Source organism: Pseudomonas sp. Pseusp16 (assembly GCF_047324915.1).
Lineage (GTDB): Bacteria > Pseudomonadota > Gammaproteobacteria > Pseudomonadales > Pseudomonadaceae > Aquipseudomonas > Aquipseudomonas fluorescens_CD.
Genome location: NZ_CP168522.1, coordinates 2,888,689 through 2,905,281 on the forward strand (window position 1 = coordinate 2,888,689; position 16,593 = coordinate 2,905,281).

The following is a 16,593-nucleotide window of genomic DNA, read 5'->3' on the forward strand; positions in this document are numbered from 1 at the left end:
CCCAACCACCTCCCGGAGGTCACGATGCTCAGCCTGTTTCGCCCCAAAAGGCAGAAGCCCCCTCCGCCGCCGACCGTGAACGTCGCCGACGGTTACCTGCCCATCGAGTCAGCCCACAGCTTGTTAGCAACGGAGCACCGCCGCCAGTTACTCGATCGCATCTGGCAGTACACCGCCCTCTCCCACGCCCAATTCACCCAGCTCTATTTAAATCCGATCCATCGCTATGCCGAACTGGTCCAGCAACTCCCGGCCAGCGAGACACACCACCATGCGTATCTCGGCGGCATGCTCGACCATGGCCTGGAGCTGATCGCTTGCAGTTTGAAACTGCGTCAGTCGTATCTGCTTCCCACTGGCGCCGCGCCCGAAGACCAGGCTGCCCAGACCGACGCTTGGTCCGCAGGCATCGCCTATGGTGCGCTGCTGCATGACATCGGCAAGATCGCCGTGGACCTGCTGGTTGAACGCCAGGACGGTAGTCCTTGGCATCCCTGGCAGGGGCCACTGGATCAGCCCTACCGTTTTCGCTACCTCAAAGGTCGTGACTACCACCTGCACGGCGCCGCCGCAGGTTTGCTCTACACCCAAATTCTCGACCGACCTATCTTGGACTGGCTGAGTGGATTTCCGCCACTATGGGCCAGTCTGCTGTATGTCCTGGCCGGTCAGTACGAACGTGCTGGAGTGCTCGGTGAGTTGGTGATGCAGGCCGACCGTGTCTCCACCGCGCAAAACATCGGTGGCAACCCAAGCAAGGCGCTGCAGGCCCCGATTCATTCGCTGCAACATCACTTGATCAGCGGACTGCGTCATCTGGTTCAGCACGAGCTGAAACTCAACCAGCCAGGTGCCGCAGGATGGCTGACACAGGACGCACTCTGGCTCGTCAGCAAGACGGTCACGGACAAGCTGCGAGCCTATCTGCTGTCGCAAGCGATTGAAGGCATTCCCTCATCCAACACCGCTGTGTTTGACGAGCTGCAATCGCATGGGCTGGTCGAGCCCACACCAGAAGGCAAAGCTATCTGGACTGCGCAAGTGACACAGGGAGAATGGCAGCAGAGATTTACCTTTCTGCGCCTTCAACCGGCGTTGATTTGGGGGAGCGAAATTCGGCCTGATGCCTTCAGCGGAACGGTGGGCGTTATAGCTGATGACCACTCGAATGACGCTTCGGCATCACCACCGGCGCCGAAGATTGTCAGTACAGGATCGCGTCAGAGCTCTTCGCCGAGAGATCCCATGGCGATGGAAGATACCGACTACCTCGGAACTCTGCTCGATATGTTCGAGTTGGAGGGGCCAGAGGCCAGTGACTCGCCGTCAGAAAGCCCACCCGAAACCTCCCCCCTCCCATCGGATGACCCTGGCCAGGCATTCCTAAATTGGGTCAGAGAAGGCATCCAGAATCACAAGCTGATCATCAATGACAGCAAAGCTAAAATCCACACAGTGTGTGGCAGCGTATTTCTGGTCACACCTGACCTCTTCCAACGCTACGCGCAGGAGTTTCCTGGTATCTCACAGGGGGCCGATCAAGAAGTTGAAGAATGGCGCTGGGTGCAGAAGCAGTTTGAGAAGCTGAAGATCCACAGGAAGCGAGACAACGGTCTGAATATCTGGGCGTGCCAAGTGCAAGGCCCTAGGAAGAAAACCATCCTGAAGGGGTATCTAATTAAGGAGCCGAAACTATTTTTTGAATTGATACCACCCGATAACCCTTTTCTTAAAATCGAAACAGATTAATTCCCGTGGTGCTCAATGGCTGTCATTAATCCCTTTGTTTTCTCGACCTGCATAATTTCAATACCTGTTTGACCCTACGGGTAAAAACCAGTACGTCCCTCGTCCCCTGCATCTCCAACAAACTCAATAGGTTTAAGCAATTCACGCGCGATCTGCTTCAGATCCTGATTTTCAAGAATGATGATCTGGCCCGGGCCGGACCAATTTGCAAGCCAGCTATAGAAGCGGTCAGTTACCGTGAGGACTGCAACATCTCGCTGCTCCTTACTTTTGGGGTCCGCATAAGACTTTAAAGGCGAGTCAATGACGACGAATCCGAGATGCGGGTACCCCTTTTCTATAGCATGAGCCATTACGGCAACGGTTAGCGCTGCCAAGAAAATGGATCGTTTACCTGCACCAAAATCAAGGCGTGCACGACCGTTAATGGTGAGGTCGCATACATTCGCATCTAGCAATACAGAATCGATCAGTTCAAAACCCCAAGCATGCAAATACTCCTTTGCAAGCGAAGCTACATCTGTGGCGGCATCGCCGACATTACGCTCGAGACGCGTTTGCTTGCCGCCTTTGAATTTTGACAGGCGTTCAATTTCGGCGATTAGGTGGCTTTCCTCTTCGAATTTGGCTAGATATTCAGAAAGCTCACTGCGACGCAAGGCTAGAGACTTAGGATCTCCGCTGAACTCCTGATGCGTTGATGCTGAACGTTTACGCTCTTCTTGTTCCAACTGTTTAAGGCTTTCGCTCCACTCTCGGCTTTGGGCATCAATCTCCGAAACGCGTTGGAGCTCGCGTTTCAGGGCATCAGCCAATCCGTGACGTAAAACAGAGATTTTTTCCAGCTCCACCTTCAGGGCTCGTCTGTAGAGATCTTGATTACCTTGAATAAGCTGTCGCTGATCGGTTTGCACTCCAGGCGGAGCGCAGCACAAGGGGCATGGCACCTCAGTTAGCGCTTGAAACATAGACACACCCTCCCAGGTTGCGCCTAGCCGCTCACTATCACTACGATACTTTTCATCAAGCAACTCAAAACGGTCGGCCATAGCTCGACTGTGCTCACGTTTGGATCGAGCATCGATCAGTTGTCTTTCGACACTATAAATCTGCTCACGAACATCACGCAGATGCGACGCCCGCTCATCATAACGTTGTGTCATGGCTCCTAGAACGCTATCCACCCTTTCAAGAGCATCGACTATCTCGTCACGGCTCTGATCGGATGGCAGTTCCGATCGCACTCGTTTTAAGCTTTCTTCGGCTCCTAATACTTTCCCAACAATCTGTTGTTTTTCCGCGTTTGACTTGGTCAGCTCAATCGCAGCGTCATCGCTGCCAGTGATGAACATGTGGAATGCGGCAATACGCTGAGTCGCCGATACCACCTGGCCACTAGTCGGGTCTTCACTGATCATGTTCGGCTGCGATAGAAGAAACCAGTGACGTAAATCCCCGCCCGTTACAGATCCCTTTTTTGCACGAGATCGAAGTAAAAGCTTGCCAGCAGCACCCGACATTTTTACAAGAAAATCACCTATATCTTCTTCAAGCTCCTCACGAGCATGCGCACCGTCCGCGGCTAATGTAAGTGAGCTCAGCCTTGTTTCCGCTCCAGCCAATGCCCGGCGAATTTCATACAACTGCCCATCACCATCCAGCTGCAAGGTAAGGGTGTCGTATCCGGTTGCCTGAGGGATTTTCTTGGGGTTTTTCTCGCCACCAAGGAGTACCCATAAACAGTCGCGAATGTAGGATTTACCCGTGTCACTTGGCCCACGGACGAGTGTTGCTGGAAACTTAAAATCAATGAGCGCGTCTGGCTTTCCCGGTCCGGATGCCTTCAGCTGAATAAGCGCGACAGCCATGTCTACAATAGCCTCCTTACGGTCTCAAGTTCGGCACCCCACAGGTGCCCTTTTTCAGCGAACTCACTCTGCAACGCGCTTGACTCTTTTGCTCCGAATCGAGTTGCAACCCACCTGCATCTAGTCTCGAGCTCTCGCCAGTACTTTGAGGATAGGGAGCCAACCATCGTGAAGCTGCTTGGCCCAGCCACATAGGTCATACCTCGATCATCCAGTACAACATCGACCAAGCCACGCGTGCTCATCAGGTACAAACCCTGCTCGATTCGCTCACGTCTGCTGAACAACTCGGCGTTACGAAAGGGTACTGGAGTATGAAGACTATCGGGCCCTCCAACGTCGCTCGAGTACACAATTGCATAATCCAATAACACCAATTTTTGAAGATCAGCGCCTTCAGGTCGAAGCGCTGACAGCAGGTAAACCATCCTTAGCCCCAGCTCGAAAGGGGTATTGAACAGTTCGGGTTGCTTCCTTGATTTTATCGAACCCATTTTAAGTGCTTGTCATTAACTAAGTGATGGCATGTGCCCGGCAAATCTCCGCCCCGAAGTCGAGGATGCAGAGCACTATCTGTGAGAGCGACGCTACTAACTGCACCTATGGCTGCATCATGGCGCTCCATCCCCGTTTTTAAACTTGGGCTGTACACCTTTAGCTTGATCCCTTTTCTAACCATATCGAGAAGTTTTGCGAACTCGTCCTCTAGGTAAATATCGCGGCTAAACCGTTTTAGCCCTTCCGCAGAGTAAAAAGTCTCGCGAGCAGCAGCAAAATGGTCGTTGTAAATTTCTGAGTCGAGAACATCCTTCAATGATATTGGCGTACCATCGAGCTCACCATACAAATTAAGGAGCTCAGTCACATACACCATCTCGTATGCTTGAGCTTCATTCGGCACTTCGGGATCGTCACCGCGCTCAGGCTCGATGCCGAATAGCTTGTAGTGTGCGGAGGAATCTTGCTCGTGCCATGCGAGGAGGTCATGAACCAAGCACTCTTCGAAACGGCTGAAATCGAACGCGATCACAAACGCCTCCATCTCTGGAGTCAGCTTCGCCTTCTCAGGCCCTAGGCCCTGGGAACCCGACCTCCATGCAGTAAGAAACGTTTCGCGAAGCTTTTGAGGGTCAGCCAGCAAATCATGAAGATCAGGCCCTGCATTAAGAGGGGCACAAAAATAATACTTACGAGGAACCGGGTAACTTTTCGACAGTAAATGGCCAAGAAATTTAGCTATTTCCGGAAAGGCTTCACTGGGCGTCAATCGGTCTTTATAGTGTTTTGCTTGAAAAAGGTCCCAACCATCAGCCACAAGCGCACCCTGGAAGCGCGCTTCTACATCCCGTCCTTTGTCATTGGCATTACCCAGCCGCTTAACCTGAATATACCTTCCGCCATGCCGGCACGCATCCTCGATAAAAAGCTCCCATTCTTTATCCGATATATGCATCAGATACACTGAGGGAGGGACTGCTCCGCGCTTGACGACGAGTTGATTTGGGGCCGGTTTCTTGGGCATGAGGAGCTTCGGCAATATTCTTTTTCGGCGTTGCGCCCACGTTGCGAGCATGCAACAGACTTGTGCTACCACTATGCCATATTGCCATTCAATGGAACACATCGGGCTTGCTTGAGTGGAGCCGACTGCCAAAGCCCTCCTTAGGCTCACGCCGCTTAGAATTAGAAAGCCCCGAAAACCGCCACGTGAATGCATTATTCCATAACTGTCGGTACTCGGTGCCGCGGACCAGCTTGTGAATCACCAGCATGTTCGGATGCAGCGAGGACTAAAGGCTACATTTGGTAGTTAGCATCCTGTCGCGACCGGTAGCTCGGCCACAAGCGGGCTCCAACCTGTAGCACTGACAGGCGTAGATCAGCAGAGACAAGGCAGTGCCCCATTACACTCCCTCAGACGTCGAAGCTAACTAGATCCAGAATATCCGTGGGAGTAAATGTGGGAGTATTTTTTCAGACATGAAAAAGCCCAATCTTTTCAGATTGGGCTAAGTCATTGAAAAATATGGTCGGGACGGAGTGATTCGAACACTCGACCCCTAGCACCCCATGCTAGTGCGCTACCGGACTGCGCTACGCCCCGACTAGGCGTGAAACCTGTCCCTCATCTCGAGGAACGCTTAAGAATATATCGCAAGCTTTTGAAAACTGGAAGTATTTAAAAGCAGGAATTTATTTCTTGAGCACCACCAGAACATCTTCGAGCTCGGCGATCATCTGGCGGATCATTTGCTTGTATTGGGTTGTGTCGTCTTTGGCTTCATCGCCGGACAAACGCAAGCGTGCGCCGCCGATGGTGAACCCCTGATCGTAAAGAAGCGCGCGGATCTGCCGGATCATCAGCACGTCCTGGCGCTGATAATACCGGCGGTTTCCGCGGCGTTTGACAGGGTTGAGCTGAGGAAACTCCTGCTCCCAGTAGCGCAGCACGTGTGGTTTGACCGCACACAGCTCGCTGACTTCACCTATGGTGAAGTAGCGTTTGCCCGGGATGACGGGGAGCTCGTCGTTATGACTTGGTTCCAGCATAAGCCTCAACTCGGGCCTTCAACTTCTGCCCTGGACGAAAGGTGACCACACGGCGAGCCGTGATCGGGATTTCTTCCCCCGTTTTCGGATTGCGGCCAGGCCGCTGGCGTTTGTCCCGAAGGTCGAAATTGCCGAAACCGGACAATTTGACTTGTTCGTTGTCTTCGAGCGCGTGCCTGATTTCTTCAAAAAACAGTTCGACCAATTCCTTGGCCTCCCGTTTGTTCAGGCCCAGCTCTTCATACAGACGTTCCGCCATCTCAGCTTTCGTCAGAGCCCCCATACGTCACTTCCTTAACGTGGCGTTCAACCTTTGTTCGAGCGAGGTGAGGATGTTTTGCGTTGCGGTATTCACCTCATCGTCATTAAGAGTGCGCGATGGATGCTGCCAGGTCAAGCCGACTGCGAGGCTTTTTCTATCAGGATCAATGCCTTTACCCTGATACACGTCAAATAGCCTGAGGTCTGTCAGCCATTCACCTGCATTTTCACGGATTACATCCAGCACAGCCGTGGCTGCGACGTCTTTGTGTGCAATCAGTGCAAGGTCACGACGCACTTCAGGAAAGCGCGATAACTCGTGGAATTCAGGCATTTTGCCCAGCGCCACTTCCGCCAGAACCAGCTCGAAGACGAAGACCGGACGGTCGAGACCGAGGTTTTTCGACAACTCAGGATGGATAGCGCCAATGAAGCCGACCAGACGACCTTCACGCTCGATGCGCGCGGTTTGGCCCGGGTGCAGCGCCGGATGCTTGCCCGGTACGAAGGTGAAGGAATCGAGTGCACCGGCAAAACCCAGCACCGCTTCGACATCGGCCTTGACGTCGAAGAAGTCGACGGTATCGCGCCCCTGCGCCCAGCCTTCCGGCAGGCGGCTACCGCAGACAACACCCGCCAACATCGGCTCTTGCTTCAGGCCTTCGAGCTGGCCAACGAAACGCAGGCCGCTTTCGAACAGACGCACGCGATCCTGCTGACGGTTCAGGTTGTGCTGAAGCGCCTTGACCAGACCCGGCCACAGGGACGAACGCATGGCGGCCATGTCGTTGGAAATCGGGTTGGCGAGCAGCAATGGCTCCGCGCCTGGATTAAACAGCTCGAACTGTTTCGGATCGATGAAGCTGTAGGTGATCGCTTCCTGATAACCACGGGCCACCAGCAGGCGGCGCAGTTCAGGCAGATCGCTGCGCGCTTCGGCCTTGGCTTGTGGCGCCAGACGGGCTTGCGGGTAGCGAACCGGCAGACGATTGTAACCGTACAGACGGGCCAGCTCTTCGATCAGGTCGACTTCCAGGCTGATATCAAAACGGAAGCTTGGCACTTCAACGCGCCACTGCCCTGCCCCATCGGCAGTAATGGTCAGGCCCAAAGCACCGAGCAGACGCTCGACTTCGGCCGAATCCATTTCCATGCCCAGCATCTGGATGATGCGTTGGGCGCGCAGGGTGATCGGCGCGATCGACGGCAAGTGTTGTTCGCTGACGGTTTCGACAATCGGGCCCGCTTCGCCACCGGTGATTTCCAGCAGCAGGCCAGTGGCGCGCTCCATGGCTTCACGGGCCAGCTTCCAGTCCACGCCACGCTCGTAGCGATGCGAGGCGTCGGTATGCAGGCCATAGGAACGGGCCTTGCCAGCGACGGCGATCTGGTCGAAGAACGCGCTTTCCAGGAATACATCGCGCGTGGTCGCGGACACACCGCTGTGCTCGCCACCCATGACACCGGCAATCGCCAGAGCGCGGGAATGGTCGGCAATCACCAGCGTATCGCTACGCAGGCTGACTTCCTGACCGTCGAGCAATACCAGCTTCTCGCCTTCTTCGGCCATGCGCACACGGATGCCACCGTTGATTTCGGCGAGATCGAAAGCGTGCAGCGGCTGACCCAGTTCCAGCATCACGTAGTTGGTGATGTCGACGGCGGCGTCGATGCTGCGCACTTCGGCGCGACGCAGGCGCTCAACCATCCACAGCGGCGTAGGCCGGGACAGGTCGACGTTACGAATCACACGACCCAGGTAACGCGGGCACGCGGCGGGTGCCAGCACCTCTACCGAGCGCACTTCGTCGTGCGCGGCAGGAACCGGAGCCACCACCGGACGGACTACCGGCGCTGCGTACAGCGCACCGACTTCACGCGCCAGACCCGCCAGGGACAGGCAGTCACCACGGTTCGGGGTCAGATCGACCTCGATGCTGGCGTCTTCCAGATCCAGGTAAACACGGAAATCCTCACCCACCGGCGCATCGGCCGGCAGTTCCATCAGACCGTCATTGCCTTCACCAACCTGCAGCTCGGTTTGCGAGCACAGCATGCCGTTGGATTCAACGCCACGCAGCTTGGCCTTCTTGATCTTGAAGTCGCCTGGCAGCTCGGCGCCGATCATGGCGAAAGGAATCTTCAGGCCCGGGCGCACGTTTGGCGCACCGCAAACAACCTGGAAGGTTTCCGAACCGTTGCTGACCTGGCACACGCGCAGCTTGTCGGCGTCCGGGTGCTGCTCGGTGCTCAACACCTCGCCAACGACCACGCCGCTGAAAACACCGGCGGCCGGCGTAACGCTATCGACCTCAAGACCGGCCATCGACAGACGAGCAACCAGCTCGTCGCGACTTACCTGCGGGCTAACCCAGCCACGCAGCCATTGTTCACTGAATTTCATCCTGCTCTCCTAAGAATTCGTTACGACTAGCGAAATTGCGCAAGGAACCGCAAGTCGTTGTCGAAGAACAGACGCAAGTCGTTCACGCCGTAACGCAGCATGGCCAGACGCTCAACGCCCATGCCGAAGGCAAAGCCCGAGAACTCTTCCGGGTCGATACCGGACATGCGCAGCACGTTCGGGTGAACCATGCCGCAGCCCATCACTTCCAGCCAGCCGGTCTGCTTGCAGACGCGGCAGCCTTTACCGCTGCACATCACGCATTCCATGTCGACTTCAGCGGATGGCTCGGTGAACGGGAAGTACGAAGGACGGAAACGCACGGCCAGTTCTTTTTCGAAGAACACCCGCAGGAACTCTTCGATGGTGCCTTTGAGGTCGGCGAAATTGATGTCGCGATCGACCAGCAGGCCTTCGACCTGGTGGAACATCGGCGAGTGGGTGATATCGGAGTCGCTACGGTATACGCGGCCTGGGCAGACGATGCGGATCGGCGGCTGTTTCGACTCCATGGTGCGGACCTGTACCGGCGAGGTATGGGTGCGCAACAACATGTTCGCATTGAAATAGAAGGTGTCATGCATCGACCGGGCCGGGTGATGGCCTGGGATGTTGAGCGCTTCGAAGTTGTGATAATCGTCTTCGACCTCAGGGCCTTCGGCGATGCCGTAGCCAATACGGGTGAAGAACTGTTCGACGCGTTCCAGAGTGCGGGTGACCGGATGCAGACCACCGGAGGTCTGACCGCGGCCAGGCAGGGTCACGTCAATGGACTCGGCAGAGAGTTTGGCAGCCAGGTCGGCTTCTTCAAACAATGCCTTGCGCGCATTAAGGACCTCTGTGACACGTTCCTTGGCAACGTTGATCAGAGCACCGACCTGCGGACGCTCCTCTGCTGGCAAATTCCCCAGGGTCTTCATCACCTGAGTCAATTCACCCTTCTTGCCAAGGTAGTGAACCCGGATTTGCTCCAGGGCATTGATATCTTCAGCGCTTTGCACAGCCTCTAGAGCTTGAGAGACGAGCGCATCCAGGTTTTCCATGTACAGACTCCAGATACAAAATAGGGGAAGAGCTTGAAGGCTCTTCCCCTATTTATGACGTTTAACACCTGACCCCACAGATGCGAGGCCGGGTGACTGTCGGGGGTACTTAAGCCAAGGTGGCTTTAGCTTTCTCGACAATCGCAGCAAACGCCGCTTTTTCGTTCACTGCCAGATCAGCCAGAACCTTACGGTCGATCTCGATGGACGCTTTTTTCAGGCCGGCGATGAAACGGCTGTAGGACAGACCGTTGATACGAGCACCAGCGTTGATACGAGCGATCCACAGAGCGCGGAACTGACGTTTTTTCTGACGACGGTCACGGTAGGCGTATTGGCCTGCCTTGATTACCGCTTGCTTGGCAACACGGAATACGCGCGAGCGAGCGCCGTAGTAGCCTTTAGCAAGTTTCAGAATTTTTTTGTGACGTTTACGGGCAATGACGCCACGCTTTACACGAGCCATGAGTTACTTCCTCTATTCTTGACTAAAATTAACGAAGGCGCAGCATGCGCTCGACTTTTGCCACGTCAGACGGATGCAGCAAGCTGCTACCGCGCAGTTGACGCTTACGCTTGGTCGACATTTTGGTCAGGATGTGGCTCTTGAAAGCGTGCTTGTGCTTGATACCGTTAGCAGTTTTCAGAAACCGCTTAGCAGCACCACTTTTGGTCTTCATTTTTGGCATGTTCGGATACTCCGCATTCAGTTGATAAACATAATCAGAAGGCCTGCCGTGCCCTGTTGATTACTTCTTCTTTTTCGGGGCGATGACCATGATCAGCTGGCGTCCTTCCATCTTAGGATGCTGTTCGACCGAACCGTACTCGAGCAAGTCACCTTCAACTCGCTTGAGGAGTTCCATCCCCAGCTCCTGGTGGGCCATCTCACGGCCGCGGAATCGCAAGGATACCTTGGCCCTGTCCCCGTCACTCAGGAAACGTACCAGGTTGCGCAGTTTTACCTGGTAATCCCCTTCCTCCGTCCCTGGACGAAACTTGATTTCTTTAACCTGAATCTGCTTCTGGTTTTTCTTGGCCGCAGCAATCTGCTTCTTCTTTTCGAAGATCGATTTGCCGTAGTCCATCAGTTTGCAAACAGGTGGTACTGCATCGGCGGAAATCTCCACCAGATCCAGCTTGGCCTCTTCAGCCTTAAGAAGCGCGTCTTCGATTGACACAATCCCGAGCTGTTCACCTTCAGCCCCAATTAACCGAACCTCGCGTGCCGAGATATTCTCGTTGATCGGGGCTTTCGGTGCAGTTCGTTTATCTTGTCTCATTTCACGCTTAATAATAATTACTCCGAATCTTGGCGACCACGCCGGGAAACCGCTTGGGCGAGGAACTCAGCGAACTGGGCGACGGGCATCGAGCCCAGGTCAGCACCTTCACGAGTACGCACAGCGACAGTCTGCATCTCGACTTCCCGATCTCCGATAACCAAGAGATAAGGAACCTTGAGCAAAGTATGCTCGCGGATTTTAAAGCCGATCTTTTCATTTCTCAAGTCGGACTTGGCACGAAACCCGCTTTCGTTGAGAGTTTTTTCGACTTCGGCGGCAAAATCTGCCTGTTTATCAGTGATGTTCATCACCACTGCCTGGGTCGGAGCCAGCCACGCCGGGAATGCGCCCTCGTAGTTCTCGATCAGAATTCCGACGAAACGCTCGAAAGACCCCAGGATCGCCCGGTGCAGCATGACCGGGTGCTTGCGGCTGTTATCTTCGGAGACGTATTCGGCTCCCAGACGGACAGGCAGGTTAAAATCGAGCTGCAGGGTACCACACTGCCAGACGCGACCGAGGCAATCTTTCAGCGAGAACTCGATCTTCGGACCGTAGAACGCACCCTCGCCCGGCTGCAGATCGTACGGCAGGCCTGCGCTATCAAGGGCTGCAGCCAATGCCGCTTCGGCGCGATCCCAAAGCTCATCGGAACCGACGCGTTTTTCCGGACGAGTGGACAGTTTCATTTCGACTTCTTTAAAGCCGAAGTCGGCGTAGACGTCCATGGTCAGCTTGATGAACGCAGCGGACTCGGCCTGCATCTGCTCTTCAGTACAGAAGATGTGGGCGTCGTCTTGAGTGAATGCACGCACGCGCATGATGCCGTGCAAGGCACCCGACGGCTCGTTACGGTGGCAGGCACCGAACTCGGCCAGGCGCATCGGCAACTCGCGGTAGCTTTTCAGGCCCTGGTTGAACACCTGCACATGGCAAGGGCAGTTCATTGGCTTGATCGCGTAGTCGCGGTTTTCCGACTGCGTGGTGAACATGTTGTCGGCGTAGTTGGCCCAGTGCCCGGATTTCTCCCACAGGCTGCGGTCAACGACTTGCGGCGTCTTGATTTCGAGATAGCCGTTGTCGCGCTGAACCTTGCGCATGTACTGCTCGAGAACCTGGTACAAAGTCCAGCCATTGGGGTGCCAGAACACCATGCCCGGCGACTCTTCCTGGGTGTGGAACAGGCCCAGGCGCTTGCCGATCTTGCGGTGATCGCGTTTTTCGGCTTCTTCAATGCGCTGGATGTAAGCCGCCAGTTGCTTCTTGTCCGCCCAAGCGGTGCCGTAGACGCGTTGCAATTGCTCGTTCTTGGCATCGCCGCGCCAGTAGGCGCCGGACAGTTTGGTCAGCTTGAAGGATTTCAGGAAGCGAGTGTTCGGCACGTGCGGACCGCGGCACATGTCGACGTATTCTTCGTGATAGTACAGACCCATGGCCTGCTCGTTCGGCATGTCCTCGACCAGGCGCAACTTGTAGTCTTCGCCACGGGCCTGGAACACTTCGATCACTTCGGCGCGCGGAGTGACTTTCTTGATCACGTCGTAATCTTTCTCGATCAGCTGCTGCATGCGCTGCTCGATGGCCGCCAGGTCGTCCGGGGTGAAAGGACGTTCGAAGGCGATGTCGTAATAGAAACCTTCGTCGATGACCGGACCGATGACCATTTTGGCGGTCGGGTACAACTGCTTGACCGCGTGGCCAACCAGGTGGGCGCAAGAGTGGCGAATGATCTCCAGCCCCTCTTCATCCTTTGGCGTGATGATTTGCAGCGACGCGTCGCTGTCGATGATGTCGCTGGCGTCGACCAGCTTGCCATTGACCTTGCCGGCGACGGTGGCCTTGGCCAGGCCTGCACCGATGGATGCGGCGACCTCGGCTACGGAAACCGGGTGATCGAATGAACGCTGACTGCCGTCGGGAAGAGTAATAGTTGGCATGGCGCCTCCTCTCCTAGTGGTGACCCCTACCAAAGGTCACGTGGGTTGGGATGAGCCAGTACAAGATCCGGTCCAGGCCATTCAATGACGAACGCCTGCCTTACAGCGGCAGGAGCCTTGCGGCCAACCGGAAAACCGAACCAGAGTGACTGGGATTCAAATCAGGGTTAATCGCGCATCTGCCGCTACCGGGACTGAAGGTCCGTCGGAGCCTGCAAACGCCCGAGCGAGGCATGCTAGCACAGATGAACGGTTATCGACTTGCACGCATTCAGACCGTGAAGATTTACTCACTCTTATGACGCAGAGTGAACTTGAGATGTACGAGTCGCCTCAAATTGACTGAGAATCGCCACAGATACCGATCCCAAGGAGTTCATGTCATGCGCCTTACCCGTCTTTTTGCCGTTGCCGCCCCACTTGCCCTGCTGTTGCCGCTGAGCGCCCACGCCGCTTGGCCTGCGGGCGTGAAAGCGCAGTACATGGGTGACTGCACAAAAGCCGCAAGCCAAAGCATTAATCCGGCCGAAGCAAAGAAACACTGCGCATGCGGCGCCGACGTGCTGGAAAAGAAATTCACCACACAAGAGATCGCGCAACTGATGGACAAAAACAACCCGCCAAGCGCTGATCTGGGCCAGCGCGCCCTGAAAGAAATTTCGGTGTGCAGAGTCCAGAAATAGAGCTTTGCAGGACGTTTTTGAGGAGTCCAGGGGGCCAATACAGCCAAATATCGGCTGATTTGCATAATTTACGCAGCTTTTACGGGTTTTTTTACTCCCCTATTTTGTAGCGCAAACCCCCTGAAACCGGGGCTCTCAGCCATTCACGACAGTGAAAGACGTGCAATATGAAAGCAAACAACACGTCTGGGGGGGTCCCAAAGCGAACATTTCGACTATGATACTCGGGTGTGCCCAGTTGGCCTGAGCAGCACAGTACTACTGAAAATATATGTTTCTTGGAGATACACCATGTCTAATCGCCAAACCGGCACCGTTAAATGGTTCAACGATGAAAAAGGCTTCGGCTTCATCACTCCTCAAGGTGGCGGTGACGACCTGTTCGTACACTTCAAAGCTATCGAAAGCGACGGTTTCAAAAGCCTGAAAGAAGGCCAGACCGTTTCCTTCGTGGCTGAGAAAGGCCAAAAGGGTATGCAAGCTGCTCAAGTTCGCCCAGAGTAATTTCCAGGCGCACTAAAAAAACCCCGTCCATGTGACGGGGTTTTTTATGGGTGAAACAAAAGCCGAAGGATCAGCCGCAGTTGACGCGGGTGACCACCCTGTTGGCATCGGTGTTCAGGTTCAGGCGATCGGAACGGTACTCCAGCGTCACCATGTCGGTTGGCAGCAGGAACCGTGCGTTTTGTGCCCCTGCGCGGGTACGCGCCTGCTCAAGCAACTGCGGCGATGCCTGCTTGCCGATGGTGAACTCGGCAGCCTTCGCTTCACAACGGCTGTGACCCGTGTCAGTCGTCGCAACATCAGTTGTTGCCGACTCCGTAGAGGCGGTACTGCAACCGGCCAGCGTGGCAACGGCCAACAAAGTACCCAATGACGCGAGCTTCCAAGGCATGAAGCCTCCTTTTTTCAAAGATTATGCTGAGATCGTGCGACCACCAGACTGGCGTTTGGTTTCACAGGCGGTGCCAGCACCCTGCCTGCAATCCGGACGAGCCGCGATTTTGCCTGAGCAGCGCCCTCCCCTTGATCACTGAATCGTGACTGAATATGAACGACGCTCAATAGACGTCGATATAGTCGTAAGGCGGATTGGGCCAGTTTGCTTTCAAGGCGTTGAAGATTTGCATGACCCAGACTTCATCGCTGGCCGCGACCCGCCCGACATAACCGGAGCCCTTGGCCCAGGTTTCGAGACGAAACAACAGCCCGTCGATATCGGTACCGCCCACGACGCCCGAGGAGATGTAGGCAATGCCTCCCTTGGTGACCCGCAACTGAGTGTGCTCATCGTCACTGGCGCTGGCCAGCAACTGACGCACAGCCTCAAGGGTCAGGCCATCTGGAGAGTTCAGATCGATCTGCACAGCGCATTCCTTGAATATTGATCAAAGACCAAGTGTCGCATAGCACTCCTTTCCTGCCTAAGTCGGCGTGTCAAAAGCCCCGCGAAATGGTTAACTCGGCACTCAGACTTCTCCCCGACTTCACGAGTGCCAACATGACCACCGTAAGCATCGACGCTGACATCAAGGCCAAGTGGCAGGACGGCCACAGCTCCTACAGTCCAAGCAGCACGGAAGAGCTTGCCATTATCGGTATCGACCTATTGGTCAGGGACCTTGGAACCGAAGCCGCCCAATCGTTCATCGAGCAGATTTTCGAGAAACACCGGTCGGCCCAGAAGGCCTGAGCCGTCAGCGGGCGGGAGTGAAACCCGCAAGCGGGCACCTGCGGGATATGCTGCCTATTTCAGGCGGGCCAGACGCTCGACCAGCAGGTCGAAAAAGCCCTGGGCATCGCCATTTTCAACCCAGAAGGCATTCCTTGGCGCTTTCAAGCCGTCATACCAGTCAACGATGGTTTGCCCGAAGGTCGGTCCTTCGCGGCTGTCGACCACCACGTTGACCGAGCGACCGCTGAACAATTGCGGCTTGAGCAGGTAAGCGACAACCGTGGCGTCATGCACCGGACCGCCCGGAATGCCGTAGTGCTCCATGTCGCCCTTGATGTATTCATTGAGAATGTCGCCCACCAATCGGCTGGCGTTGTTATTAAGCGCGGCAATCTGTTTCAGGCGCGCTTCGCTGGTGAGGATCTTGTGGGTCACGTCCAGCGGCAGGTAGGTCAGCTTCACGCCACTGTTGAGCACCACTTCGGCGGCGTGCGGATCGGCGAACAGGTTGAACTCGGCCACCGGCGTGATGTTGCCGCCATTGAAGTGCGCACCGCCCATGACCACCACTTCCTTGATGCCCTGGACAATTCCCGGCTCCTGGATCAGCGCCAGGGCCAGATTGGTCTGCGGCCCAAGCATGGCGATAGTGATGCTGTGGGGCCTGGCCGATTTAAGGGTCTCAATCAGATAAGTGATGGCGCTGCCCTTGGCCAGCTCCTGCCTGGGCTCATGCACGGCAATGCCCGACAACCCTTCCTTGCCATGAATGTCCTCGGCGTAGACGGGTGCACGCATCAGGGGCCTGGGTGCCCCCGCATAGACCGGCACCTCTTCGCGCCCCGCCCACTCCAGGGCCAATCGCGCATTGCGCGAGGTCTTGTCCAGGCGAACGTTGCCCGCAACGGTGGTCAATGCCCGAACATTCAGCTCGTCCGGCGATGCCAGGGCGAACAACAAGGCAACGACATCGTCGGCCCCTGGATCGGTGTCGATGATCAAGTCGATCTTTTGCGCCGCCTGGGCGTTCGTTGCGGTCATCAGGGACAAAAGCGGAAGACTCCGGAGCAGTGGGTGCAGTTTCCGAACATGGCGATACGTGGCGCACTCCTTGCGCCGGGAAAATCAAAACGCGGG

Annotated in this window: 18 protein-coding genes and 1 tRNA gene; 4 read left to right on the forward strand and 15 right to left on the reverse strand. The window is 55.6% G+C overall.

The window, feature by feature from the left end; all coding sequences use genetic code 11:
* Positions 1-24 precede the first annotated feature (24 nt).
* Positions 25-1,749 carry a MobH family relaxase gene (gene mobH, locus ACEN8Q_RS12960; protein ID WP_413705287.1) on the forward strand — a complete coding sequence of 575 codons (1,725 nt, stop codon included), beginning with the start codon at positions 25-27 and terminating at the stop codon, positions 1,747-1,749.
* A 74-nt stretch (positions 1,750-1,823) separates the two neighbouring features.
* Here mobH and ACEN8Q_RS12965 read toward each other — a convergent pair whose 3' ends face one another.
* From ACEN8Q_RS12965 to thrS, 12 genes are all read right to left on the reverse strand, one after another.
* A complete protein-coding gene (locus ACEN8Q_RS12965; RefSeq protein WP_222585593.1) occupies positions 1,824-3,617 on the reverse strand; it encodes a hypothetical protein in 1,794 nt (597 codons plus the stop codon).
* 2 nt (positions 3,618-3,619) lie between these two features.
* On the reverse strand, positions 3,620-4,111 hold the full coding sequence (locus ACEN8Q_RS12970) for an ABC-three component system middle component 2 (protein WP_413705288.1): 492 nt from the start codon (positions 4,109-4,111) through the stop codon (positions 3,620-3,622).
* Positions 4,099-5,139 (reverse strand): ABC-three component system protein, encoded by a 1,041-nt coding sequence (locus ACEN8Q_RS12975; RefSeq protein WP_222585592.1) that lies wholly within the window; start codon positions 5,137-5,139, stop codon positions 4,099-4,101. Before ACEN8Q_RS12975 ends, ACEN8Q_RS12970 begins: the two co-directional genes overlap by 13 nt.
* A 505-nt stretch (positions 5,140-5,644) precedes the next feature.
* Positions 5,645-5,721, reverse strand: a tRNA-Pro gene (locus ACEN8Q_RS12980).
* An 89-nt stretch (positions 5,722-5,810) separates the two neighbouring features.
* The gene (locus tag ACEN8Q_RS12985) at positions 5,811-6,167 is read right to left on the reverse strand and encodes a MerR family transcriptional regulator (RefSeq protein ID WP_003179985.1); all 357 of its coding nucleotides are present in this window, start codon (positions 6,165-6,167) and stop codon (positions 5,811-5,813) included.
* The gene (gene ihfA, locus ACEN8Q_RS12990; RefSeq protein WP_002553164.1) at positions 6,148-6,450 is read right to left on the reverse strand and encodes an integration host factor subunit alpha; all 303 of its coding nucleotides are present in this window, start codon (positions 6,448-6,450) and stop codon (positions 6,148-6,150) included. Before ihfA ends, ACEN8Q_RS12985 begins: the two co-directional genes overlap by 20 nt.
* A gap of 3 nt (positions 6,451-6,453) precedes the next feature.
* Positions 6,454-8,832: a phenylalanine--tRNA ligase subunit beta gene (pheT, locus tag ACEN8Q_RS12995; RefSeq protein ID WP_413705289.1), complete on the reverse strand. Its 2,379-nt coding sequence runs from the start codon at positions 8,830-8,832 to the stop codon at positions 6,454-6,456.
* Between the two features lie 26 nt (positions 8,833-8,858).
* Positions 8,859-9,875: a phenylalanine--tRNA ligase subunit alpha gene (pheS, locus tag ACEN8Q_RS13000; protein WP_007992477.1), complete on the reverse strand. Its 1,017-nt coding sequence runs from the start codon at positions 9,873-9,875 to the stop codon at positions 8,859-8,861.
* Positions 9,876-9,984: 109 nt separating this feature from the next.
* The gene (gene rplT, locus ACEN8Q_RS13005) at positions 9,985-10,341 is read right to left on the reverse strand and encodes a 50S ribosomal protein L20 (protein ID WP_007905879.1); all 357 of its coding nucleotides are present in this window, start codon (positions 10,339-10,341) and stop codon (positions 9,985-9,987) included.
* 28 nt (positions 10,342-10,369) lie between these two features.
* A complete protein-coding gene (gene rpmI, locus ACEN8Q_RS13010; protein ID WP_002553160.1) occupies positions 10,370-10,564 on the reverse strand; it encodes a 50S ribosomal protein L35 in 195 nt (64 codons plus the stop codon).
* A gap of 60 nt (positions 10,565-10,624) precedes the next feature.
* Complete coding sequence (gene infC / locus ACEN8Q_RS13015) at positions 10,625-11,176, reverse strand: translation initiation factor IF-3 (protein ID WP_172435703.1); 552 nt, start codon at positions 11,174-11,176, stop codon at positions 10,625-10,627.
* Positions 11,176-13,098 carry a threonine--tRNA ligase gene (gene thrS / locus ACEN8Q_RS13020; RefSeq protein ID WP_413705290.1) on the reverse strand — a complete coding sequence of 641 codons (1,923 nt, stop codon included), beginning with the start codon at positions 13,096-13,098 and terminating at the stop codon, positions 11,176-11,178. The genes infC and thrS overlap by 1 nt, the downstream gene beginning before the upstream one ends.
* 383 nt (positions 13,099-13,481) lie before the next feature.
* Between thrS and ACEN8Q_RS13025 the strand changes: the two genes are divergently transcribed.
* Both ACEN8Q_RS13025 and ACEN8Q_RS13030 read left to right on the forward strand, forming a co-directional pair.
* Complete coding sequence (locus tag ACEN8Q_RS13025; RefSeq protein ID WP_413422208.1) at positions 13,482-13,781, forward strand: hypothetical protein; 300 nt, start codon at positions 13,482-13,484, stop codon at positions 13,779-13,781.
* Between the two features lie 291 nt (positions 13,782-14,072).
* Positions 14,073-14,285 carry a cold-shock protein gene (locus ACEN8Q_RS13030; protein ID WP_003179963.1) on the forward strand — a complete coding sequence of 71 codons (213 nt, stop codon included), beginning with the start codon at positions 14,073-14,075 and terminating at the stop codon, positions 14,283-14,285.
* 70 nt (positions 14,286-14,355) lie between these two features.
* On the opposite strand, the gene ACEN8Q_RS13035 is transcribed toward ACEN8Q_RS13030, so the two are convergent.
* Both ACEN8Q_RS13035 and ACEN8Q_RS13040 read right to left on the reverse strand, forming a co-directional pair.
* Positions 14,356-14,676, reverse strand: a complete 321-nt coding sequence (locus ACEN8Q_RS13035; protein WP_057396100.1) for an I78 family peptidase inhibitor — start codon at positions 14,674-14,676, stop codon at positions 14,356-14,358.
* A 166-nt stretch (positions 14,677-14,842) separates the two neighbouring features.
* The gene (locus tag ACEN8Q_RS13040; protein WP_413422210.1) at positions 14,843-15,148 is read right to left on the reverse strand and encodes a hypothetical protein; all 306 of its coding nucleotides are present in this window, start codon (positions 15,146-15,148) and stop codon (positions 14,843-14,845) included.
* 134 nt (positions 15,149-15,282) lie between these two features.
* On the opposite strand from ACEN8Q_RS13040, the gene ACEN8Q_RS13045 reads away from it, so the two are divergent.
* On the forward strand, positions 15,283-15,474 hold the full coding sequence (locus tag ACEN8Q_RS13045; protein WP_057396101.1) for a hypothetical protein: 192 nt from the start codon (positions 15,283-15,285) through the stop codon (positions 15,472-15,474).
* A 54-nt stretch (positions 15,475-15,528) separates the two neighbouring features.
* On the opposite strand, the gene ACEN8Q_RS13050 is transcribed toward ACEN8Q_RS13045, so the two are convergent.
* On the reverse strand, positions 15,529-16,497 hold the full coding sequence (locus ACEN8Q_RS13050) for a nucleoside hydrolase (RefSeq protein ID WP_413422260.1): 969 nt from the start codon (positions 16,495-16,497) through the stop codon (positions 15,529-15,531).
* Between the last annotated feature and the right edge of the window lie 96 nt (positions 16,498-16,593).